Origin of the sequence: Psychrobacter sp. Ps7 (assembly GCF_022129225.1) — a bacterium.
Classification (GTDB): Bacteria; Pseudomonadota; Gammaproteobacteria; order Pseudomonadales; family Moraxellaceae; genus Psychrobacter; species Psychrobacter immobilis_A.
The window spans coordinates 16,371-41,626 of record NZ_JADQAH010000020.1; the positions used below are offsets into that span (position 1 = coordinate 16,371).

Below are 25,256 nucleotides of genomic sequence, written 5' to 3' on the forward strand. Positions count from 1 at the left end.
CAATAAGGATAGCTCGATGTCAGATAATAAATTAATGCTAAAGCCCATTAGTAGCTTGTTGCAAGAGAGTTTCTATATACCTGCTTACCAACGTGGTTATCGCTGGAAAGAAAAACAAGTTCAAGACTTATTAGAAGATATTAGAGAGTTTTATCTGAACTCGCTTGACTCTAAAAAGAATACTTTTTACTGCTTGCAACCTGTTGTCGTCAAAAAGCGTGGAGATGACTCTTGGGAAATCGTCGATGGACAACAACGACTAACCACTATTTACATCATTTTAACCTACTTATTGGAAGTCGATAGTGGTGACAATCTATCACGATATCGCATCAGCTATGAAACAAGGAGCGACTCGGCTGAATTCTTAGAGCGTATTGATCCAAGCATACACGAAAGTAATATCGACTTTTTCCATATTTATAAAGCTAAAGAAGCCATCAAGTCATGGTTTGATGAGCAAGAGGACTCAGATAAATATAACTCTATAAAAACGCCTTTACTCAATTTAGATAATAAGAGCGTAAAAGTAATTTGGTATGAACTCAGCGACCATGAGGTACCCACCCAAGTATTTTCAAGACTTAACGTCGGAAAAATACCGCTGGTAAGTGCAGAACTTATTAAGGCATTGTTCTTAAAATCAAGCAATTTCACTTTAGAATCAAAGTCGAAGGACGCCCAAAGTCTATTGCAGCTTACGCTTTCTCAAGAATGGGATGCCATTGAGAAAAGCCTTCAAAACGATGCTTTTTGGTATTTTTTGAGCAATGAAACCCTTGAATCAAACCGCATTGATTTATTACTCACTCTTAGAGCATCAGATCATAGTGAAATAGAAAATAACAAAGATGAGTTAAACACTTTTTTGCAATTTAATGAGCTGCTAAAAGAAGATAACTTTGACATGGTTCAAGAATGGCAAAACATCAAGCGTTTAATGATGACATTAGAAGAGTGGTTTAATAACCGCGAATTATTCCACTTAATCGGCTATTTAATAACTGAGGGCAAAACGGTTCCTGAAATTATGCGACTTAGTAAAGATAGCCGAGATAAGCAACATTTAAGACATAAACTTATAGGTCAAGTTTTTAACCTTACTTTTGATGCTAAGTTCGATGCCTTGTCATCATCTGATGAAATTGAATTGAAAGTCCGTGATCACTTATCAGAGCTTGATTATGAGTCTAAGAACTTGAGTAAGATTCGCCGTATCTTTCTACTTTTTAATATTGTCAGCTTATTGAGCAATCCCAAATCAAACTCTCGCTTTCAATTTGATAGATATAAAAGTGAGAATTGGGATGTTGAGCATATACGTTCAGTAGCCTCAAATATACCTGAAGGCATTAGTAATCAAAAGAAGTGGCTAATAGATGTTAAAGACTATTTAGACAACTCAAAAGTTGATACAAGCTCTTTCAAGCTTAATAACGCTGAACAAAATGAAAAGCAACGTATCAATAGTGAAATTAACCAAATCCTTCAGGCACAAACCTTTCAACAAGATAAGTTTGAGAATGTTTATAAGAGTATCATAGAGATCTACGATCCTAGCAATGGCGAAGCAGTAGATAACTCAATCGGCAATCTAACTTTGCTTGATAGATACACCAATCGCAGCTATAAAAATGCCATCTTCCCAATTAAACGCAAGCATATTATTGAGCTTGATAAAAAGGCTATATATGTGCCTTTGTGCACCAAAAATGTCTTTTTGAAGTATTACAGTCAAAATTTAGATAGCATGCTTTACTGGCGCTCAGAAGACAGCCAAAACCATCAAGATGCTATCGTAGAAACCATAACAGAATACTTTTTTAAAAATGGAGCTCAATAATGAACATGGGAGAAAGAGTAACCTTTAATGAGCTATTAGATATAGTAAATTTTATTGAAATTCCAATTATCCAACGTGATTATGCCCAAGGGCGCAAAGATCAGTCAGAGGTTAGAAACGCTTTTTTAGACTCCCTTTTTTCAGCTCTTATCAGAGACAAAACTTATGATGATCAACCGTCTCTAAATTTAGATTTTGTATATGGCGACATTGACAATACTGACACACTTTCAGTACTAGATGGCCAGCAGCGTCTTACAACTTTATTTTTATTACATTGGTTTTTGGCAGTAAAATACAACCATTTAACAGAGTTTAAAGCACGTTTTACCTTAAAAGGCAATTCACGCTTTACCTATAAGACCCGCCCTAGTTCATCAGAATTTTTTAATGCTTTACTATCTAACGGTACTATCCAGCAGCGATACCATGCATTAACTAAATTTAATATAGATCAAACAACCGGATCTAGATCTAGCAAAATCAATGATTATACTATTGACCAACTCATTGCTGACAGCACTTGGTTTTTTTCAGCTTGGAAACAGGATCCTACTGTGCAAGCTTGCCTTAACATGTTAAAGGCGATTGAAGAAAGATTTGCACTCTGTAATGAAGATTTGTACCTGCGGATTGTGGATAGCGATAACCCTTGTATCACTTTCCAATTTTTGCCCTTGAGCAAGTTTGGACTGTCTGATGAGTTGTATATCAAAATGAACGCGCGAGGCAAGCCCCTCACCCCATTTGAAAACTTCAAAGCTAATCTACAACAAACTATAAAGTCGTTTTCTAAAGAACTGTCTAATTATGATTTAGCCGCTAGAGGTGGTGTAGTCAATGGTTATGAGTACTTTATCCATAAGATCGACACCGACTGGGCAGATCTGTTTTGGACGTATCGGACTGTTGGTGATAAGCATGATTCCTATGATGATGAGCTTATGAACTTCATTCGCTTAATTATTCTATACCAATATATTATCGATACTAAGAACAATGATAGTAAAAGTGAGGATAGTCTCAATACTTTTTTTGGACAAAAAGCCAAGTTGCAGCACTTAACAATAGCCCAGTACACTAAACTAAATTGTTTTACACCTAATTTTGTAACTAATCTCATTGGTCTTTTAGATCTGCTTGATCTAGATGACTATCACAACCATCATCTCAAGACTTACTTACCTGACGCATATAATAAGACACATTATTCAGAAGTGTCTATGTTCGAAAAGGTACTAGCAGATAATACTAGGTATCCTGAAAAGCTACGATTCTATGCTTTTTATCGTTTTCTTTCAAAAAAGCTCAAATCAGCTAACAGCATTGATGCTAATGACATTCAATCTGAGCTCGTTGAATGGGTACGTGTCATTTATAACTTAACTGAAAATACTATCTTTAATACTTCAAAAGATTTTTTAGAAGCTCTGCTATCCATTGAAAAGCTAAGTAAGTTTGACTCTCCTATTTTGGATACACTGACTAATAGACCTGGGCTCGTCTTGAATAAAATTTCAGAAGATCAGCTTGTTGAGGAGAAGATTAAAGCACATCTGATATTAAAGTCAGATCAATGGAAACAAGTGATTCTAGAAGCTGAGAAACAAACCTTTTTCGATAATGGTAAGAAACGTCCATTTTTTGACGGCCAAATCGGCTTCCTACTGAACTTTTCAGGTATTTTAGAGTATTACAGAGAGCATGGTGATTGTAAGTGGGAAATGGATCAAGACAGCATATATTTTGCTAAGTTTGAGAAATACGCCCAGTCAGCGGGAGCCGTTTTTGACCTACTCCAACACAACTCCTCAGACATTAATTATATATGGGAACGCGCTGTATTAAGCAAAGGGGAATACTTTACTCAAAGAGGACAAGATCGTTATAACTTATTAAGCAGTCGCTCTACTAAACATAACATTGATCGTGATCATAGTTGGAAAAGACTACTACGCATTGGCTCTGCTTATATGAAGCGAGAAGAGACAAGTACCAAAATCGAAGAAAGACAGTCATATATAAAAGCTGTACTAGACGATAAGGATTTCGACGTTTACGATGTCAAACGTTCACTACAGAAAATCTGTGACAAAGCACTGGCTAGCAATAGTTTAGTTAAATGGCGTGAACATTTCATACTACATCCTGAGCTCTTCAAATATTGTAAGCAAGGGTTCATTCTTAAGAATGAGGATGAGTTTGTTTTATTTAAAGAAGCCCAACGCAACCATAAGCAATATGAACTTTATACCCGTGTTATTGAAATTAAACTAAAGCAAGACAAATCCTTAATAAGGCCTTTTAAGCATCTCAATTATCAGGAAGTTATGTCTAGCGCCATACCTGCCAGTCTAAAGATAGAAGGTTGGCATTATGCAGGTATTGATTATTACTTCGAAATCATTAAGTATTCAAAAAAATTCGTAGTCCAGTTTAAAAACGGCTCATCAAACGATTACCCTCAAAAAGTTACTGATGTGCTTGAAGTTAATGGACTTCAACGTAAACATATCACAGATGAGGAAACAGGCGATGAAGCAGTGCACTACGAGATTACCTCATTAACATCGGTAGATGATGTAATCAGTCAGCTTATTCAAAATTGTAGCTCATTGAGGAGTATTGAGAATGAGTAACGTCGCCGACATAGAAAGACTCACGCAAAACCGTGTCGTACGATTCTTTACCGACACACTCGGCTACCGTTATCTAGGCGACTTCAAAGACCGACCTAATAACAAAAACATTGAGTCCGAGATTTTAGCGGCGTGGCTAAGCTCACGTAATGTCAGCCGTACACTGCGAAATAGAGCCATTAACGCTCTAGAAAAAGCAGCAGCACTGGGCAGTGGCGTTAAACTATACGATGCCAATAAAAAGGTCTATGAACTACTGCGCTATGGCATTAAAGAAAAAGAAGGTACTGGTGATCATAAAGAGACCGTCTGGTTGATTGATTGGGACCACATAGAGGTCAATGACTTTGCCATTGCCGAAGAAGTCTCCATCAATGGCGAAAATAAAAAACGTCCTGACATCGTCCTTTATGTCAACGGCATTGCACTGGGCGTTATTGAACTTAAACGCTCTAGCATCAACGTCACCGAAGGCATCCACCAGAACCTAGACAACCAAAAGAAAGAATTTATTCGCAGCTTCTTTAGCACTATTCAATTGGTTATGGCAGGAAATGACACCCAAGGCTTACGCTATGGCACGATCGAAACGCCTGAGAAGTATTACCTAGAATGGAAAGAAGCCAACCCCAATCATACGCCACAGTCTGATACTAGCGTACCGACGCATCTTACTTTAGCAAACGCTAACTTCACCGATCAACCCTTAGACTTCCATCTGTATCATATGTGCAATAAGCACCGATTCTTAGACATCATTAATAACTTTATTGTCTTTGATTCGGGTGTCAAAAAGACTTGCCGACACAATCAGTATTTCGGGATACAGGCGGCAAAAAAACACATTGCACAGCGCAAGGATGGGATTGTTTGGCATACCCAAGGCTCAGGCAAAAGCTTGACCATGGTTTGGCTGGCTAAATGGATACGGGAGAATGTTACCAATAGCCGTGTACTCATTATTACTGACCGTACCGAGCTTGATGAACAGATTGAAAAAGTCTTTTTTGGTGTCGATGAATCAATATATCGCACCAAGAGCGGTGCTGATCTTATTACCCAGCTAAATCAGCCTAACCCTTGGTTGCTCTGCTCCCTAGTTCATAAATTTGGGCGCGGCGGTGATGATGATAGCCATGATAGTAAAGACACAGACGAATTCATAAAGGACATTCAAGCCAGCCTACCGTCAGACTTTAGCCCTAAGGGCGATTTATTTGTCTTTGTTGATGAGTGTCACCGCACTCAGTCTGGCAAGCTGCACGGCGCTATGAAGGCATTATTGCCAGAAGCGATGTTTGTCGGTTTTACCGGGACGCCACTACTCAAAAAAGATAAGAAGAAATCTATCGAAGTGTTTGGTCCTTTTATTCATACCTATAAATTTGATGAAGCAGTTGCTGACGGTGTGGTATTGGACCTCCTGTATGAAGCACGTGATATCGATCAACAGCTTACCTCCTCTAAGAAAGTCGATGAATGGTTCGATGCTCATACTCGTGGCTTAACCAATATTGCCAAAAGCCAGCTTAAGCAAAAATGGGGAACCATGCAGCGGGTTCTGTCTAGCCAGTCGCGCATAGAGTGCATCGTCAATGACATCTTGCTCGATATGCAGAAAAAGCCAAGGCTTATGGATGGTCATGGCAATGCCATGCTTGTGTGCAATAGTATTTATCAAGCCTGTAAATCTTATGAGGCCTTTGAGAACTCTTTCTTGAAAGGGAAAGTGGCAATTGTGACCAGTTACTTACCGACTGCAGATAGCATCAAAGGTGAAGAAACTGGCGAAGGCATGACAGAGAAGCTTTTTAAATATCGAATCTATCGCAGAATGATTGCTGATTATTATGATATCAGCGAACAAGAAGCAGGCTCTAAAGCAGAGGACTTTGAGAAAGCTGTTAAAAAACGCTTCATTGAAGAACCAGGTCAAATGCGACTGTTGGTAGTTGTAGATAAACTGCTGACAGGATTTGATGCACCTTCTGCTACTTATCTATATATTGATAAAAAGATGGCTGATCATAATCTGTTTCAGGCCATTTGCCGTGTTAATAGACTCGATGGTGCAGAAAAAGACTATGGCTATATCATTGATTATCAGGATCTATTTCAGTCTTTAAACAGTACTATCTCTGACTATACGCAAGGCGCGTTTTCGGAATACGAAGATGAAGATATTGATGGGCTGTTAAAGAACCGCTTAAGTGCGGCGAGACAAAACCTAGATGATGCCTTAGAGATGGCCAGAGGACTGTGTGAACCTGTTAAATACCCTAGAAATACACAAGATTACGGCGCTTACTTTTGTCCTAGCGAAGGCACGACTGAGGCTGAAAAAATAGAACAAGAACAGCTTAGACTCACCCTGTACAAAAGCGTCTCCAAGCTGATACGTGCTTATGGCAATATTGCCAATGAAATGGCGGAAGCGGGATATAACGATCAGGAGATCAAACGCATCAAAGATGATGTAAAGCACTTTGAGTCGGTTCGTAATAACATCAAGCTTATGAGTGGCGACCATATCGATATGAAAAGCTACGAGCCGACCATGCGTAGGATGTTAGACACTTATATTCATGCCACACCTAGTGAGACGGTTATCGACTTTGAAGATTTAGGACTTATTGAGTTAATTGTCAATCAAGGGCCTGAAGCTTTAATCAAAGCCATACCTGACGATATAGCGAACAACCCTGAGAACGTCGCAGAGACCATCGAAAACAACGTGCGCAAAACGATTGTCGATGAAAACCCCGTCAACCCTAAATACTATGAGCATATGTCTGCCCTACTCGATGAGCTCATTGAGCTACGCCGACAAAAAGCCATTGCTTACGCTGAGTACTTACAAAAAATACGCCAGCTAGCCTCTAAAGTAATTAACCCGACTGGCAGTGCAGGTGGTGACGCATACCCTGAGACCATTAACACCCCTGCTAAACGCGCACTATATGATAATTTGGATCAGAATGAAGACTTGGCAGATAAAGTTGATGCAGCTATTCGCCTCCATAAACAGGCTGATTGGCAAGGTCATCTAATTAAAGAGCGCAAGATTACAAATGCGGTGCATCAGGTCATCAAAGAATATGAAGTTGATACTGACTTAGAAGAGCTGATTAGTTTGGTGAAAGCACAACAGGAATATCAGTGATTATTAAGTCAGCCTTTATTAAAATTGGTGAGCTAGATATACATCTAACTCGCAAGCATATTAAAAACCTACATATTAGTGTCATGCCGCCAGCTGGTCAGGTCAAAGTATCTGCACCTGATGCTATGACTGAGACTGCCATTCGGATGGCTGTTATCCACCGTATACCTTGGATTCGACGTCAGCAGACTGCTTTTGCCAAGCAAGAGCGCCAATCAGCCAGAGAGATGGTAAATGGAGAGACTCATTATCTATGGGGCAGACGTTACCGACTTCAAGTGATTGAGAGCGATACCCTCAAATCTCAGACGATCAAACTAAAGAGCGGTAAGCTTGTCCTAACCGTAAACACTGATGCCTCAGAGGAAGTAAAACTTAAGGTATTGACTGAATACTATCGTGGCCGACTAAAAGCTAGAGCACCCGATCTTATCGATAAGTGGTCAAAGAAAACTGACGTCACTATAAATAGCTGGCAGATCCAAAAAATGAAAACAAAATGGGGCAGCTGTAATGTAGAAGAAGGAAATATACGGCTTAATTTAGATTTAGCTAAAAAGCCTCTGCCCTGTTTGGAATATATCATTTTGCATGAACTGCTACATTTCAAAGAAAGGCAGCACAACGATAGATTTAAAGCTCTACTCGACATTTACATGCCAGACTGGCGATCTAGACGAGATTTACTCAACCAAATGCCATTAAACCAGGAAAACTGGAAACATCAAAAATAGTGCTTCAACTAAAGACGAACACTTAGCTCAGGACCTCTACCTACTCTTCAGCATATAACGCCTTTAAACGAAAACAGTGTGGCTCATCAGTCATACTTGAACGGTAATAGATAGACGCATCATCATTAGATAACAACGATTCAACAGCTTCTGATATATAAGCAAAAGCTTCCAATGGTAAACTTTGGACGCTCTCCATTCCAATAAACAATGCTTTAGTATTGCGTGCTGTCGAAAGTTGATCCACAAGATTATGCGTTGTTACTTTTATTAAATCTGTTTCAGATTCACCTTTGGCACTTACTTGGATGAATTGAAATAAACTGCCACACTCAAACAGACTTTTGATATCTACCACATCTATACCAATAAAAGTACTTGCAGATTTTACATCAAGCATTCTAATGACCTCGTTTACTTCATCTGGCTGACATTTAACAACGCCTTCCATAATATCTAAGCGCTCAAAATCATAATCACCTATTTGCAAGCCTACTAAAAACCAAGCCCCTGACTTCTCTTTTAACCCTACTAGCGCCTCCTCATCCCAATCACCACTGATGATAAAGCAACCAATAGCAGACTTCGGGTAATAGTCCATGGTTTGTCGATATAGAACAGCACTAGGTGTGTCATCTATATATGAGTCATCTATATGGTATTTCATAGTTATATTCACTGATAATTAACGGTTTTTTAAGGTAGTCAAAAATATCAAGTTCTGACGAGAGTTAACGACTATAAAGCGCTTGCACAGTCTCAAAGGCATTCATCATCTAGCATCATTCTTTTATTAAGGTTTGAACTACACTCATGCTCATACATCCTTTTTGAAATCTCATTCAGTCCTATTTGGCGCTATTGTTGATCACTCAGTTGCTTTAGCATTTTTATAGTGTTTATATCGTAACTGCATTCAAAATACTGATCCAAAAGCTCGTTAAAAACACATTTTTTATTAGAGGACGCCAAAGTAAACAACGTAAGCGAAGAGTGTAATTTCAGCGTATCGATTGATCCGAATATTTCTAAAGCGCTTTTATTAGGATGCAACAATAGTAATTCAGCACACTCTCTCAACCGTGCTCCAAGCACATCGTGCTGCAAATACTCTTTTGCCTGTTCTAGACTCTCTATCGCAAAGCGCCGAGCCATTGTACTGCGCCCCAAGCCTTTCACCTGTGGAAAAATAAACCACATCCAATGTGTACGCTTACGCCCTTCAGTTAACTCTTTAATAACCGATGGATAAACAGTATTTTGCGCTTGGATAAAATCGTTGAATAAAGCTGTACTCATACCTCTCACCTTCTATATTCTTTGCTTTTTAAGTGATTACCTGGCAACGATGCTGACGAACTCATTCAAGCTATATTTATACTTAATACAACTACAAAACCATATATATCATACCCATCCAACAGTACTTAGGCTTATCGACAACTTCTGTACTATAGAAAATATGTTCATCCTCTACACCCTTATTATCAATAGTATCTGATATAACTTTGAACTCATCAAACGTAAAATGGCGGTTACTTTCAGTTTTAAACATCATATCTTTTATAGTAATATCTTTAGGAATCTGATCAATAATCTGACTGAATACTTGGTCTGATTTAGACATTTCTAATGTGCTAGCTTGTATAAACTTAGCAGGTTTCGAAAAACTTAGCGCCTTTTTAATATCTGTAGGGTCGTTACCCATAAATTCGTTGAAAGTAGTTTCAAACAAATTCATGACGTTTTGCACTTCATCAAGCTGGCAAATAATAATGCCATCCACCACATCAAATTGCTTAATAGTTTTTTCAGTCGTTTGCAAACCGAGTAAGAACTCTGGCGCTGTTTTGAACCTCAGATCAATTAGTGATTTTTCATCCCAATTATCACTAATAAGAAAAAACCCATAACGAGATAAGTCATATTTGCTCATTTGTGGCGCGTACAACTTTGTAAAAGCAATATTTTTAATCCACAACTCATTATTGCGATACCTTTCAATAATGCCTATCGGTAACTGATCAACTAAATGAGCAGGGATATCTAACCCACGTAGCTGGGTTAGGTTAGCCAAGCTATCAGGAAGCTGTTCTATTGTTTCACTAATGACAATAAGCTCCTCTAACTGGCTGAACTGCCCTACTGACTCTGGTAAATGCTCAAGCGCTTCACAATTTAGCGTAAGATTGGTTAAGCTATATAAGTAGCCAATACTTTCAGGTAAATTGGTTAATTGGCTACAATCTATACTCAAGTCTGTTAACGCCAATAAATTAGCGTGATTACGCGGCAACACTTCATCAGGAATCTTAAATTTGTCAGCCCATGCCCAAAGCTCTGTCATCCATGGCTTTATATCGTTGTTTCCGACTTTACTATTCAGTTCTGACATATAATAAGCTTCCTTATTTAGTTAAAAAAACTATTTACTTAGTAATTTATTATCGTTTAAAACTTTATAGTACCCATCGAGCTCTTTAATGATTTTATGTGCCATCTTACCGTTATGAATTTGTTCCCATGGTTCAGTTTTGGACCACCAATCATGTGGTTCAAAATTATACCAAGCGCACCAATAACCGCCCTTTGATTTATCTTCTTCTGCCTTTATATTTTCACTAGCAATGCCATTGCTAGCCTTACACTCAGCCAGAATTTTCTCATAATATTCATGGTCTTGGCTTACATCCTCATTAGCTATAAAAATACCTAGGTAAGGGCAATTAAAAACCGTTCCCCCAAAACCTAAACAAAATTCCAGAACACTTTCTTTGATATTAAATATAATTTGCTCTTCTCGGTTAACACCCTTTAGGTCGGTTTTAATCATTGAATAAGGTTTGCTTTTTTCTTCAATAATTGTGATTAGATCACGCTGTAACTTCTCAACGAGTTGCTTTTTCATTTCATGAGTACTTAAAGCTATTTTGATAGAGCTAGCAACACTCTCTTCGCTAAACGACATAACCTCTAATATCGACTTTGACTCATTCATATCTTCTATCCCCATAAATTGCTTTTGAATAAAACTGATTAATTGTGCGAGAAACTCACTAACACTATAATTTTGGCATTCTATTTGGCACGCTTTGAGCCAAACAATTAGACCGCTAAAACGAAGATGGCTATATCGATTCTTCTTTTTCAACGCTTCTAATTTGCTCGTATCAATACTGTATTTGCTTGGACCTTCATCAGACTCATTTAAGTAGACAAGATGCCAAGCCTTGTGGCTTCTTTTTTCAAGCTCCTCAGCATAATCCTTCAACTGTTCAAACTGGTCTGCCGCATAAGGTTTGTTTTCAATACAAATACCGTAACTGTCATCACCCACCTGACATTGTAGATAAATATCCATACGGCGTTGGGTATTGCTTTTTACAGTGATCTCTTCAAGAAAAACATCTGTCTTCTCAAGATTATTAAGAAAAACCTGCCTTTCTGAAGTTTCATACATATCCGGCAAACAATGCTCAACAAATAGTCTTAAAAAGGTTTCTTGCTGGGCATGAGTGCCTTTTGGATCAAGCAAAGCCGCTAAGATACTACTAAGTCCTAATTCATCGGTATTGATATAATCAAAAGTATTAAAATCTGGTGAAAGCTGCCGACTGTAGAGTGCTTGCGCAGTCTCTAAAGCATGGATTTTTTGGCTGACTGCATTTATTAAGGTATTGACTTCACTCACAATTATATTTCCTTATAATTTATTAATAGTTGTTGAATACTTGTTATCTTACTAATCCTCATACAGCTCTAACGCACTTTGTAAACGTTCATGAATAACGGCTCTCAATGCTAGCGGTTCTACTACCACGGCCAGCTGCGACATACTTACCAACCAATCTTGCAGACGCTTAGTATTGGCAACAGTAGCGCTGACTCGATTCCAAGTATCATCAATCATAGTAATCTGCTGATCTTGTGATAATGGACGCTCATAAAGATGCTGACAGGCATATTTTTGCACTCTTAAAACTAGTTTTATCTGAACACTATCAGTAGGTTCTAACTTACCTAATTTATTCAAATGCTTTAATGAAAAAGCATTTCTCCCTACCCAGTCAGGTACTTGCTTATCTATGACTACTGCCTCAGTGATACGATTGACTGCAAAGTTGCGATGCGCTTTTAGCAATACGTCATCATCGATATGATCATCAGTAGGATTAAAGCCTGTGAGGTAGATCATATTGTCAATAAAGATAAGTCCTTTGGGATAGATGACTCTCTCAGCGGAACTGCCATGCCATTTATTTTGATAACTTATTTTAAGTTGCAGTCTATTTAGCAGAGCTTGGTGAATACTTGTAATCACATCATCATTAAGTTTCGGTGCTTGAACTATACTCGGTAAGGTAATCAGATAATCTTGCCATTGTCCTAGCTTACTTTGATTGAAACCATCCTTATTGTGCCGACCTAATTGGGTGAGCTTATCTGTGATATTTTGCTTAAAAGATACTGGTAAATAGTTTGCAGTATATTTATCAAGCATCTCCCAAAAGAACACTGTTTGCTCATTGATAATATCGATGCTAAAGCTAGGCTCAATATAAAACCGTGCTGTCTGTCCACTAATATTCTGACCCCATGCTGGCACTCGAATTAAAGCGTCACTATAAAAAACATCGTTAAAAATTTGGTTTAAAGCAATCAGATCGTTCTCTAAGTTCTTACGCTCGTTAGCGAGATTATCTGGATTATCACCGTACCCAACCATAAGCTCTGTTAATGACATAGCATTAGCTTCACTCCGAGGCAAACATTGATATAAAGCGAATAGACGTGTCGACTTTGTATAGCTTGCGATTGGGTGCGTGGGCATATAGGTTTCTCAGTTAAATCGTTCAATGTTAAGTTTATAGCTTCATTATTAAAACAATCATTCAATCAAAGCGAAGCAAAATCGCTGTCCCATTATCATAAGCATCGCCCTCTGAATCATAAACTTGGTTTTTAAGAGTGATTAGCCAATGCTGTAAATCTGTCTCCGCACTGACAGTTTGCCACTCATGACTCGGTACTAAGTCATGAATACCATCCGTACAAACCAAGAGACAGTCGCCACTATTAACATCAATCTTTCGAGAGATGCTCTCTGGTGATTCACTGCTTGTATAGCTGTCATCAGTGGTTAAAGCAAAGCATTCAGTAATGCTATATAAACTCCCCGCCATCCCTTCTCGGTTAAAGTCTGCAAAATCTGCTTGGCGACCTTGCTCCTGTGCCTTCTGGTCGATGAGTTCATTTAGCAGATTATGATCTCGAGTCAGGCACTGCCATTGTGTCGCACCTTTAGGCAGCCAATAAACACGACTGTCACCCACATGCGTTATCGTTGCCTTTATTATTCCATCACTATTTAACTCTCCAACCACCAGAGCGAGGGTTGCAGCTGCACCATGACGCTTATATGAATGCTTGGTTTGATTAACCAGCTGATGAATAGCATCGGCCGTTGGCTTTGTATTATGACTCCACAACCGACTAATCGCTTTTACCACCGCCTTTGAGCAATTTTGTGAGTGGCTGGAACTTGCCACACCGTCAGATGCTGCTAAACAAAATGGTGATGCAAACGATGTCACTGCCATCATCCCTAAGTCTTCTTGATACCAGTTGTCCAAAAAGAAAAAAGCATCTTGCTGTAAGTTATTACTGGCATTACCCTGAAAGATAATTGCACAGGCTTGGGCGATAGAGGAAGTATCGTTTAAAGGACAATTATTAAGAGAAGCAGTCATGATGGCAAGTCTATATTTTTATCATAAAAGCTATTATAACGAGCAACCTAGAAGAAAATATTCTAGGTTAGAATATAAAGTCATTTAATTTGAAATGTAAGGTGAGGTAAGAATCAAATAATATTTAAACTTTTTTTAATTAAAAAATGGCTTGATTAAAAGTGACACTCCTATAGAAGAGGTAACTTAATAAATATAGACTAGAGTATGATTAATTTATGAATAATACTTAGTACGAGTAAGTACCAGGAAACCTATAACGGTCTTATAGATATGGAGAAACACCTCTGTTATATTAGATTCATGAGGGTTTTAAATATTCGCTCATCTATACAAGGAAGCATAGAATGACAGGGATTGAGTTTTATACCAATGGTCATATCATCAGTGAAGCTGACAGCATGCGTCAAAAGCTCGGTGCATTAGCTAAGCAGTATCGTGCGACGTCCGCTATTATCGTTACAGATGCTGGAATCACTCAGCTAGGCTATGTCGATATTGCTCAGCAATCATTACAAGAAGCTGGTGTTAATGTTGTTGTATTCGATAGTGTCGTAGCTGATCCACCTGTTGCAATCGTCAATGACGCTATTAAAATTGCCAGAGACAACAGCTGTGACTTGGTCATCGGTTTAGGCGGTGGCAGCTCTATCGATACTGCAAAAATCGTCGCCTTACATCCAAACGAATTTGAATCGGTAAACGATATTTTGGATAAAGATGTTAGTGGCTTTAACAAACTACCTTTGTTTGCGATACCGACCACCGCTGGTACTGGTGCAGAAGCCACCTTTGTCTCAGTCATCACAGCAAAAGATGGTAGCAAAAAAGCCATATACACTCCCAAAATCCTGCCTGATGTCGCCATTCTAGATGCGACACTTACTCTTAAGCTACCTCGACATATCACTGCTGCAACCGCTTTAGATGCCATGGTTCACTGTGTTGAAGCGTACACGAGTCGTACTAAAAAGAATCCTATTTCAGATGCGTTGGCTGTTAAAGGCTTACAGATGCTCTGGAATAACTTTGAGAAAGTATTAAACCAAGGCGACGATATCAACGCTCGCTCTAACATGCTACTAGGCTCAACTTTGGCTGGTATAGCCTTCGTGAATTCTTCGGTAGCTGCAGTACACGGACTTTCCTACCCGCTTAGTATCAACTTTCATATCCCGCATGGACATGCCAATGCGCTTGTTATGTGCGGTGTCTTCACCTTTAACTTATCAGCAGCAGCCCCTCTTTATGCAGAGCTAGCTCATGCTGTTATGCCCTCTCAGACCTTGGGTATGACAGACTTAGAGGCAGCAAGCTTGTTTATCAAACAGTTAAAAATATTTTTAGAGACGAGTGGCCTTAAATATCGCTTAAACGAATTAGATATCACAGACCAAGACATCCCTGCCTTAGCAGACATCGTTATAAATACTTATGCTAGGCTAATCGCGACTAACCCTAAAGATATGACGTTAAATGAGGTAACAGCAATATATGAGGAGATACTCTAAAAAAGAAACTCGCATTATTTAAAACAGTGTTATTTATCAAGGAAGATATCCACTACTGAAGGGAAATAGTTATGTCAGAATACAAATTAGACGTGGTCGTCGATGGCTTTCATTACTTAGAAGGACCTCGCTGGTATAAAGACGCCTTATGGTTTGTCGATTTTTATACCAAAGGCGTTTACCGTGTGAATGATCAAGGCGTCGCAGAAAAAATTGTCCATATTGAACAACAACCCTCTGGTTTGGGCTGGCTACCTGACGGTCGTATGCTAGTGGTTTCAATGAAAGATCGCAAAGTCTTACGCCTAGAAGACGATGGCGAGTTAGTCGTTCATGCTGATATCTGGGAGCACTGTGATGGACATGCTAATGACATGGTCGTTGCACCTAATGGTGATGCTTATGTCGGTAACTTTGGCTTTGATTTGATGGGTGGTGCCGACCATAAACATGCGGCTCTTATATTGGTGAAGCCTGATGGCCACTCACAGATTGTGGCAGAAGGCTTAGCTTTTCCAAACGGTATGGTCGTTTCTGCTGACCAAAAGACGTTAATCGTCAATGAGCTATTTGGTAATAAAATTTCAAAATTCGATATCAAAGAAGATGGGACTTTAGGAGAGAAGCGTGACTTTGCGAACTTCGGAGAACTAGGAGATGAGCCAAATTTAGGGGTGCGCATAGAAAACGCCACTATCTTACCTGATGGTCTTGCCTTAGATAGCGAGGGCGCTGTTTGGATTGCAGATACTTTGAACCAGCGTGCTGTTCGTATTCAAGAAGGCGGGGAAATTTTAGAAGTCGTTGATACCGCACCTGATGGTATTTTTGCAGTGGCACTTGGCGGACAAGATGGCAAAACCTTGTTCATGTGTGCAGCACCTGATTGGGATGAAGCATCACGTACCGCTGAGACCAGAGGTCGTATGCTATCTACTCAGGTTAAAGTTGGTCATGCTGGTACGCCATAGCTAACTTTTTAGCAGGCAAATAAAGTTAATACGTAAAAGGATTAACCATAGAAAAGTCAGGCATTTAAAATAGCCTGACTTTTCATTAATAGATCATTAGAGTTTGACTGATATAATGTCGCCATTTATAACGAATTCAAAAAAGTAAGGCTAGTTATGACCACATACATACTTGACACTGAAACAACCGGACTTGTTGATCCGCACATGACCGAGGCCGCCTACTCTATTGTTGATATCATTAATGGCAAGGTGACTGTATTACAGGCACCAAGAGCGAAGCGTTTTAACCCACTTAAAGAAATCAGCTTGGGCTCTATGGCGATATCACATATCTGTGATGAGGATGTTGCAGATGAACCACCTCATACAGACTTCAAATTACCTAGCAGTGTTGAGTATTTGATTGGTCACAATATTGATTTTGATATGGCCGTTCTTAAAAATGCGGGCGTAACTCATACGCCTAAATTAATATGTACCAATGCGATGGCTAACTTCCTGCTTCCTACGCTTGAAAGCCATAAGCTAGTATCCCTCCTCTACCACTTTCACCGTGATATAGCCCGTGCTCAAGCAAGAGATGCTCATGCTGCCATTGCTGATATTTACTTCACTGAGCTGGTGCTTGGTAGTCTGATTGACTTGGCGAATAGCCAAGGCCATGAGATAAGTGATGTGGAGAGCTTATATGAATTTAGCGAAATAGCGCGTGTACCCACGCACTTAAGTTTTGGTAAGCACAAGGGTGAGGCTATTGCAGATTTAGCGACTCACTCGGATGGTGCTGGATATTTGAAGTGGCTATTGAAACAAGATACCGTTGATCCTTATTTGGCCGAGGCTTGTAAGAATGCATTAGAGCAGTCTGCTTAAATACGTGTAGCTTTAAACTAGCGCTTTTATTATTCGCCCATTTCACCAGCTTATAACGTCAGTATAATAAAAGCGCAAACCATAGTATTATTTTACCTGTTTTATCCCTTCGTGCAATTGACGCCGACGCTCTTGTGATGCGTTATAGCGATGAGCTTTCGCCCGCTCAATCTCTTCATGAGTTTGGATTAGTTCAGACGGCATAATAAGTACTTCATCCATATCTATTTTATCGACATGCATAGCATTACCTGTGAGAATTGAACGTAATACTTTATCAGCATCACTCTCCTGAAGACTGTCAATCACAGCAGCGCATCTATCAACGTCTGCTAACTGTAGCTTGATGAACATCTGAGCGTCGTAATAAGACTTAGAATATCCCTTACTGACAGCCAGGCACCATAACGCCACTAATACCTCAGGGCTAGCAACAGGTACATCAACCATACCAAATATCTCTTTAGATATAGGCTGATTCAAGGCGAAACCTTTGGGGGTGCTTTGGAATGAAAGTTCGAGAGGATATTTTTTAGTCTCACCACTATCATCTTTGATAGCAATGATAAATTGTTGGTAGGCATTCCATATAAAATCAATGTTATTTTCTTTTAGAACGCTTTCAAGTTTACCGCAGTCACTTTCAGAGATTATGAAATTAATATTAGTAGTCGCACGAGGCGGTGCGTACTCTGAATATGCCACTGTACCAATAATCACATACTCAATTTTTTCTTCTGACAAAAAACAGATGATCTGTTTAAATAAATTTTGGAATTTATTCATTCGGCCGTCTGATTCAAACAACCTTAAAATCTCCATTGACTCACTCATATCTACCTGCCAAGTTTTATATCAGTTATTGTCAATTTATACTCACCTTCAATCAACCTAGCCTCAAATTTACTTGATCCAAAAGGCAACAGCTCAAAATACTGTAAATTTTTAAGATTATTAAAATTTTTCAGCTATGGCGAGATCAAAATTTAATTTTTTCTCAACACCGATAACTTGCAAAAGCTGCTCTCGAATCTCGATCGCAGTCGCTGCTAGATCAATAGTAGCAAATTGAATTTTATGATTTTGCATGACGATGTACTCATTAACGTTTTTACCTACGGAAGGATGAAGTAGTAGGCCTGAAGCATTTTCATTGAGTGGGTCCCCACTACCCTCTTGCGATCTTAAGTAGGCGTACATCTGATATAGATAACCACTGCGTAAGGTTTCATCTCTAAACCAACCGTTGATTACGACAGCATTGAACTTAGTATCAATGACTAAGCGATGTCCTAATTCCATATCATCTATTAAGATATCCGTTCTCATGTTAGGAAGTATCTTATCAATGCCTAAGCTCTTATCCTCTATCTGCCATTTCAGGGTCTTGCCAGCGCTTATTCGATAATTTTGCTTTGGCAACACCGTGTCATAAAATCCAGCAACTCCTTTTTCAAAAAGCTTACGAAGCCAGGGTAAGTTATCTCTCTCTGGCGAGTTTAATTGCTTTGTACCTTCAAACTCGGTCGGAAGCGCAAGATTAAAAGCTAAATGAGCTGCTGTAATCATAGGTTTATCTTCAACGTCATGCCTTCCAAAGCGATCTACTGAAACCTCACTCCGACTAGGACGTACCTGACTGACTCCCATGCGCCTTAAGCGCACATCCAATGATCGGCACCTATGAGCTAAATCATTATTTTTTACAATCTTAGAGATACTCTCTAAGGCAGCACGGACATATCTATTACGCGCGGTATCAATAGTTAATTCATCAAAATGACAAGCGACTTTACCACGATCAAGCAATCTATTTCTCTCAGTACTAAGCAGATCTATTCTACCCCGGACACGATTAAGCACAGCATCACGAGACTGATAACTGTAACTTAAGTTTCGCTGAATACGATGCTCAACTCGTCGACACAGTATTTCTGCAATTAAATCTGGAATGTCATCAGGGTTATTTTCAACTGAGATCTTAGCCGCTTCAAACTCTCTATACATATCCGAGGCATAGAGCATAAGCAGCCAAAGATTGCGTACCGGTATTTCACCTACAAACTTGATTTCATCATAAGATTCAGACAGATGATCTACTTCAATAGACATAGACTTACAGACCTTCGATCAGGCGTTTCTGTGCTTTTTGAGATTTCTCAAGATCATCGAACCAGTACTCATCAAGTAAAGGACCGATCTCCGTCTGTACCACCTCACTAAACCATTCTTTAGCATTCGTTATAGTCATCCCAACGGCTGGCGTGACATAGCTATGGCCTACTTGAAACTGAGCACCAAGACTGGTATCTGCAGAAATCTCCTCATTAAGAGCCCTAATACGACTGTCAATTCCAGTTAGAACATTTGAATCGATGCCATTTTTGGATTGAACCCAATCATGCCATGGCTTGCCCAATGTTGGTTCAAGATCAATAAAGGCAAAACGACGACGTAGTGCAAGATCAACCAAGGCCAGCGAGCGGTCAGCAATATTCATTGTACCTATGACATATAAATTACTGGGAATATAAACACGTTCACCATCGAACTTTCTATAAGACAGCTCTAACGCTTCATCTGGCGTTCTTTTATCAGTTTCAAGTAGTGTGAGCATCTCACCGAACACTTGAGCAGGGTTACCTCGGTTAATCTCTTCGATGACAATAACGTACTTTGATTCAGGATCATCAATAGCGGCTTTGATCATTTCCATAAAAGGGCCGTCTACCAATGTCAGCTTGCCCTCACCTGAGGGACGCCAACCTCTAATAAAATCTTCATAAGACAAATTAGGATGAAACTGCACGGCTCGTATTTTACTATCGTCACGCTGACCCATTAAAGCAAAGGCTAATCTTTTGGCCAACCAAGTTTTACCAGTACCGGGAGGCCCTTGTAGTATTAGATTTTTCTTATCCCGAAGACGTTTGAGTATCAACTCAATCTTAGCTTTAGGCAAAAAACACCCATCAGATGTAATGTTATCAATAGAATAAGTTTCTAACATCATTTGAGTATCCGTCTTAAAGGGTAATTGTGTGTCAAGATTACTAACTGTATCTTTGTCGAGCCAGCGATATGTCCCTTTACTAAGCAGCTCTAACTCTCCATCACTAGCTAGCTCTTTCAATAAGAATTTAACCGTTCCTTTGACATCACTTCTCTTTGGAAACCTTTCTTTAAGAGCATCGGTAAATCTATCCAAAAACTCATTATCTGTAAATTCAAGAGAGTCCTTGTCATGACAAAGCTGTTTCAATTGTGAAAAAATAATCTCTTTCCAAGTTCTATTGGATAGTTTTTCTGACTCATTTGGTTTGAATTGGTATGCTGCAAGCGAGAGTTCAGGAAAAGAGTGTACAGGATAAGTTTCTTCTAAAAACCTGGTTTCAAGACTCTCTAACAACTCTAAATAATCATGAGCATCACAGCGTGCTTTTGGACCGTTTTTATTAATTTCTATATTGAGCTTTTTATTGATGTATTCTTGAGACTGTCCATCAAGGGTTAAGAAGCTCCACGGTCTAATCCAATATAGACCCATAGTCAAATTCCAGCCTATACTGTAACAGTTAGTAGCGCTGTCATAAGAGGAAACGAATTGAGACTTAGCCTCTTCACTCTCACCTTCATCTTCTAAATCGGCAAATGCGATAGCACGGGCAAAGACTTCCCATAAAATATCTATATCATCTGCATGGCGCTTGTAGTGATAACCAAAAAACCAGGTTCTTTGATTGTTAACTATAGGGATGCCATTAAAAGATTCAGGAACAGGCTCTGTTATATCAAGTAGTTCGGCCAATGCTTTAGCGATAATTTTACGATTATCGTCAGTGATTCCACGATTAAAAAGAGCCATGACTGTAAAAGGACATATATCTTTTAATAATCCTCCTTCGACCCCTTCTTCGTATTGGTCGTTAAGAATAGACATGACATCACTTGTTGCAGATATTTTATGAATACCAGTAACAAGCTCATCACGACGATATCGAAAAGCAAGAAGCTTAGAGGCCATTTCTTCATAGAAAGTTGTCCACTCAAAAGCGGAATGCTCTGAAGGTGAATCGCCAAATCTTTCAAGCCAATAAGGATTGTTGCGGAACATATCTATGTCTTGAGCTTTACCGTCAAATGCAAAATCAATCAAATTAACTCTTAACGCAGTCTCAGGAATGACTCTCCAGACGGTATTTCTACTAGTGAAAAAATACCATTCCTTAGGAGTAAAGCTGTTGTCCCAATCTACTTTTAAAGTGTTACCATCACCTACATTCTCTATAACGGTACCAATAGCTTTAATTAACATCACAGAAACCGTGTGTCCTCGATTATCAAAAGGTAGTTCGTTTTTTCTAGTGTACGTTGATTTGATAGCAATTCTATCGCCAGCTTCAATAAACTTTACTGAATCAATCGGGTTAGCCTCAGGATTAATCTCCCAGATACCTGCTTCAACAAATCGAGAGGTTTGGTCTACTCCATCATATGCAGCACCAACAAACCAATAAGAATTTACATCTATTGCTTCAAAATTTTTAGTCATCATAAAATCCTGTTAATGTTATATTTTCTGATTATAGTATTTGATAACTACTTAGGCTATAGAGCGTAAAACCTGAATTGATGAGTAATAATTTTTGGCTAATACTTAAAAATAATACTCATCGTTGCTTGATATTTTGAGAACTTAATACGTTGAAAAAACACTTTATTGGTGATAAATAATATTTTTAAAAAATTAATGCTATTTAAAAATGCGCTTAGCAAAACTGAGGATTTCACTAAGCGCACTATAAATACTTTGATAGGACTTCGTTCTAAAAAATATTCAATACCCTACTATCCAATGACTTCCCAAGAATATTCAGATCCTGAGCCAGAAGTACTACTATTGCCGTTTTCAAGCTCAGTATCATTGTATTCAATTTTCTTAATAATACGTCCGCTTTCATCTTCATGGTAATAGATAGTCAGGTTATTTGGATCAAAATTTTCAATATCCTCAAGTTGAGTCTCAAAAGTACAACCTTTTTGGAACAATCTGCCAATCATGACAACTGTCTTTAAATCTAAACTATCAAAAACATCTTCCTGACTAGAAACGCAAACCAACTTAATACCCTGCGATTCAAGCGATTCAGTATCACAGTTCGAACTCCAGATTGTATCTTCAGAACCGTTCACCAACTCAATTTGAGTATCTTCTATTAAATAAGCGCCATTGACATGCCATAGATTATCGACTTCATATAATCCACCCCCGCCAAAGTTATGTTCCTCTGGAACTTGGCAGTTATCATCACCCCACTCAGCATCATTACTATAGTCTTCAAGATCGATATCATTATCTTCGAAGTATTGATAGGTTGTAGCCTCTACAGTACCAGCAAAGGTCTCGACGCCATAGCCATTGACCTGAAGAAATATTGAAGTATTATTATCATTAGAGACACTTGAAGTTGAAGAATCGAACTCATCAAGACCATGAACTGGATCATCTAAATTTTGAAGAAAATCAATGAGAGAGCTAGATATCTCTACTAAGGGATTGTCGTATAACGAAAATCTTTCTAACGTCGTAAGATTACAAATACTTTCAGGTAGATTTTTAATATTGTTTGAACTTAAGTTCAACTCTTTCAAATATTTAAGATCTCCAATACTTTCAGGAATCTTATTAATATTATTACATTCAACATTCAAACTTATTAAGTTTGATAATTGACCAATACTATCAGGAAGCTCGCTAAGTTCATTGCTACTAATATGTAAACTTATCAGACTTGATAGTTTTCCAATACTTTCAGGTAGAATTGATAATTTATTTCCAGATAAATCAAGATTTTCAAGTTTCTTGATGAGTCCAATATTATCAGATATTTTATTGATTTGATTATTAAACATTTTTATTGATGTTAAGTTCGATAGTTGACTGATACTATCAGGAATACTTACTAGCTCAAAATTACAACAAATATTTAAAGTTATTAAATTTGATAATCGACCTATATCATCAGGAATGCATGCCAACTCATCATTACTCCAAATATCTAGTATTGTTAAATTTGATAACTCCCCTAAGCTGTTGGGCAGTATATTGAAACTACAGTCTGTCAAAGTAAGACTATTTAAATTTTTGAGCCTTCCTATACTTTCAGGTATATTAACAAGGTTTTTATTAGATGAGATTTCCAGTGTTTTTAAATTAGATAACCTACTAAAATCCGCAGGAATTTCTTTTAATTTACTATTAATTATAATGAGAGACTCTAAATTCTTTAGATCTCCAATACTAGACGGAAGATCAGTAAGTTTTTTATCATGCGTAATTTCTAAATTTTTTAATCCATTTAGTTGAGTTATACTTTCAGGTAATTTTTTTATCGCATTGCCTTTTAAGCAAATACTTTGCAACTGCTTAAGATTACCAATACTATCTGGTAGTTTACTAAGTTTACTATTGTGAATAAGATTAAGACTTTCAAGATTTGATAAATCACCTATTCTATCAGGCATTTTTTTTAACTCGCTACTACTTAAGTTAAAAGTACGTAAGCTTTTAAGGTCTCCAATACTTTCATCCAATACTTCAAAACCCGAACCTGTCAAAGTTAAATTTTCAATATTTGATAGATTCCCTATATTTTTAGGGAGAGAGTATTTTTTTTGTGATTTTACTTCTAAAGTAGTTAAATTTGACAAATTAAAAATAGCATCTAATGACTCACTAGATTGATATAAAGATAGATGAAGATTTTTTAATTTAGATAAATCTGCAAAACTACTTGGAATTTCTTTCAGTTCAAAATTAAGATTAATAACCAGTTCTTCTAAACTTAATAATTTACCAAAATTATTAGGTAAATCAGTTAAATTTTTATTATTATTAATTTGTAAATATTTTAATTTTGAAAGTTGGCAAATGCTATCTGGTAAGCTTTTAACACCAGTAAAACCTAAAATAAAACTCTCTAGATTTTTAAGACTTTTAAAATCTTCAGGAAGGACTGTTAATTTATCAACGCCAAAGATCTTTAGTTTTTTTAAATTTGGTAACTGAATAATATTATCTGATAATTCTCTAACATTGTCACCTCCTAAACTTAGATTTTCTAATTTTTTAAGATCTCCCATACTTTTGGGATAATAAGTTAATTTATTATTTCCATAAATATTTAAAACTATCAAGTTTGATAACTGACCGATATCATCTGGTAGTTTTTTAATATTATTTCCCTCTAAAATAAACTCCTCTAAGTTTTTAAGATTAATAATACTTTTAGGAATATCTGTTAGTTTTTTATTGTAATCAATAACTAATTTTTTAAGTTTTGATAGCTGACCAATACTCTTGGGTAACTTTTTAATACTAGTATAATATATAATCAAAGTTTCTAAATTTTCAAGAGATCCAATGCTATCTGGCAGTTTTACTATATTAGTTTTTTCCAAAGTAAAGTCCTCTAAATTCTTAAGGTTTCCAATACTCTCAGGAATTTCCTTTAATTTAAAGTCATCAATAATATGTAACTTCTTTAAGTCAAGTAATTCTTTTGCTTGCCTAGGTATGATCTCTTCATCAATATGAGCTTCGTCTGCCCAATCCCAAATCTCTTGCATCCATTCTTTGTTATCGGAGTTAGTTACATTTTCCATTATAAATCCCTTTATTAAGTTAAATAAAATTAGTTTTTATTGATCTATTAAGATCAGCTTTAGAGTAATTATCCAAAATTTAAATATCCTTAAACTGACAAACT

At 37.8% G+C, this 25,256-nt stretch carries 17 protein-coding genes; 7 read left to right on the forward strand and 10 right to left on the reverse strand.

Annotated elements, in window-relative coordinates; genetic code table 11:
- Positions 1-16 precede the first annotated feature (16 nt).
- From I3257_RS08300 to I3257_RS08315, 4 genes are read left to right on the forward strand one after another with little or no spacing between them, the layout of a single operon-like run.
- Positions 17-1,843 carry a DUF262 domain-containing protein gene (locus I3257_RS08300; RefSeq protein ID WP_238049391.1) on the forward strand — a complete coding sequence of 609 codons (1,827 nt, stop codon included), beginning with the start codon at positions 17-19 and terminating at the stop codon, positions 1,841-1,843.
- A complete protein-coding gene (locus tag I3257_RS08305) occupies positions 1,843-4,482 on the forward strand; it encodes a DUF262 domain-containing protein (protein ID WP_238049392.1) in 2,640 nt (879 codons plus the stop codon). The genes I3257_RS08300 and I3257_RS08305 overlap by 1 nt, the downstream gene beginning before the upstream one ends.
- Positions 4,475-7,645 carry an HsdR family type I site-specific deoxyribonuclease gene (locus I3257_RS08310; RefSeq protein WP_238049393.1) on the forward strand — a complete coding sequence of 1,057 codons (3,171 nt, stop codon included), beginning with the start codon at positions 4,475-4,477 and terminating at the stop codon, positions 7,643-7,645. Before I3257_RS08305 ends, I3257_RS08310 begins: the two co-directional genes overlap by 8 nt.
- Complete coding sequence (locus tag I3257_RS08315; protein ID WP_238049394.1) at positions 7,642-8,379, forward strand: SprT family zinc-dependent metalloprotease; 738 nt, start codon at positions 7,642-7,644, stop codon at positions 8,377-8,379. Before I3257_RS08310 ends, I3257_RS08315 begins: the two co-directional genes overlap by 4 nt.
- A 40-nt stretch (positions 8,380-8,419) precedes the next feature.
- Here I3257_RS08315 and I3257_RS08320 read toward each other — a convergent pair whose 3' ends face one another.
- From I3257_RS08320 to I3257_RS08345, 6 genes are all read right to left on the reverse strand, one after another.
- Positions 8,420-9,046: a hypothetical protein gene (locus tag I3257_RS08320; RefSeq protein WP_201606130.1), complete on the reverse strand. Its 627-nt coding sequence runs from the start codon at positions 9,044-9,046 to the stop codon at positions 8,420-8,422.
- Between the two features lie 191 nt (positions 9,047-9,237).
- Positions 9,238-9,678, reverse strand: coding sequence for a DUF1810 domain-containing protein (locus I3257_RS08325; protein WP_045454378.1), 441 nt, complete (start codon positions 9,676-9,678; stop codon positions 9,238-9,240).
- 91 nt (positions 9,679-9,769) lie between these two features.
- The gene (locus I3257_RS08330; RefSeq protein WP_238049395.1) at positions 9,770-10,774 is read right to left on the reverse strand and encodes a hypothetical protein; all 1,005 of its coding nucleotides are present in this window, start codon (positions 10,772-10,774) and stop codon (positions 9,770-9,772) included.
- 30 nt (positions 10,775-10,804) lie between these two features.
- Positions 10,805-12,070 carry a PD-(D/E)XK nuclease family protein gene (locus I3257_RS08335; RefSeq protein WP_238049396.1) on the reverse strand — a complete coding sequence of 422 codons (1,266 nt, stop codon included), beginning with the start codon at positions 12,068-12,070 and terminating at the stop codon, positions 10,805-10,807.
- Between the two features lie 51 nt (positions 12,071-12,121).
- Complete coding sequence (locus tag I3257_RS08340) at positions 12,122-13,123, reverse strand: WYL domain-containing protein (protein WP_238049397.1); 1,002 nt, start codon at positions 13,121-13,123, stop codon at positions 12,122-12,124.
- A 148-nt stretch (positions 13,124-13,271) separates the two neighbouring features.
- The gene (locus I3257_RS08345; protein WP_238049398.1) at positions 13,272-14,129 is read right to left on the reverse strand and encodes a protein phosphatase 2C domain-containing protein; all 858 of its coding nucleotides are present in this window, start codon (positions 14,127-14,129) and stop codon (positions 13,272-13,274) included.
- A gap of 347 nt (positions 14,130-14,476) precedes the next feature.
- On the opposite strand from I3257_RS08345, the gene I3257_RS08350 reads away from it, so the two are divergent.
- The 3 genes from I3257_RS08350 to I3257_RS08360 all read left to right on the forward strand — a co-directional run bounded on the left by I3257_RS08350 (position 14,477) and on the right by I3257_RS08360 (position 17,487).
- On the forward strand, positions 14,477-15,640 hold the full coding sequence (locus I3257_RS08350; protein WP_238049399.1) for an iron-containing alcohol dehydrogenase: 1,164 nt from the start codon (positions 14,477-14,479) through the stop codon (positions 15,638-15,640).
- A 71-nt stretch (positions 15,641-15,711) separates the two neighbouring features.
- A complete protein-coding gene (locus I3257_RS08355) occupies positions 15,712-16,611 on the forward strand; it encodes an SMP-30/gluconolactonase/LRE family protein (RefSeq protein WP_238049400.1) in 900 nt (299 codons plus the stop codon).
- Positions 16,612-16,767: 156 nt separating this feature from the next.
- Positions 16,768-17,487 carry a 3'-5' exonuclease gene (locus tag I3257_RS08360; protein ID WP_238049401.1) on the forward strand — a complete coding sequence of 240 codons (720 nt, stop codon included), beginning with the start codon at positions 16,768-16,770 and terminating at the stop codon, positions 17,485-17,487.
- Positions 17,488-17,574: 87 nt separating this feature from the next.
- Here the strand turns inward: I3257_RS08360 and I3257_RS08365 are convergent, their stop codons facing one another.
- From I3257_RS08365 to I3257_RS08380, 4 genes are all read right to left on the reverse strand, one after another.
- On the reverse strand, positions 17,575-18,321 hold the full coding sequence (locus tag I3257_RS08365) for a hypothetical protein (protein ID WP_238049402.1): 747 nt from the start codon (positions 18,319-18,321) through the stop codon (positions 17,575-17,577).
- Positions 18,322-18,441: 120 nt separating this feature from the next.
- On the reverse strand, positions 18,442-19,599 hold the full coding sequence (gene mcrC / locus I3257_RS08370; protein WP_045455684.1) for a 5-methylcytosine-specific restriction endonuclease system specificity protein McrC: 1,158 nt from the start codon (positions 19,597-19,599) through the stop codon (positions 18,442-18,444).
- Positions 19,600-19,603: 4 nt separating this feature from the next.
- Positions 19,604-22,042 carry an AAA family ATPase gene (locus I3257_RS08375; RefSeq protein WP_238049403.1) on the reverse strand — a complete coding sequence of 813 codons (2,439 nt, stop codon included), beginning with the start codon at positions 22,040-22,042 and terminating at the stop codon, positions 19,604-19,606.
- Between the two features lie 293 nt (positions 22,043-22,335).
- Complete coding sequence (locus I3257_RS08380; protein ID WP_238049404.1) at positions 22,336-25,152, reverse strand: hypothetical protein; 2,817 nt, start codon at positions 25,150-25,152, stop codon at positions 22,336-22,338.
- Positions 25,153-25,256 lie beyond the last annotated feature (104 nt).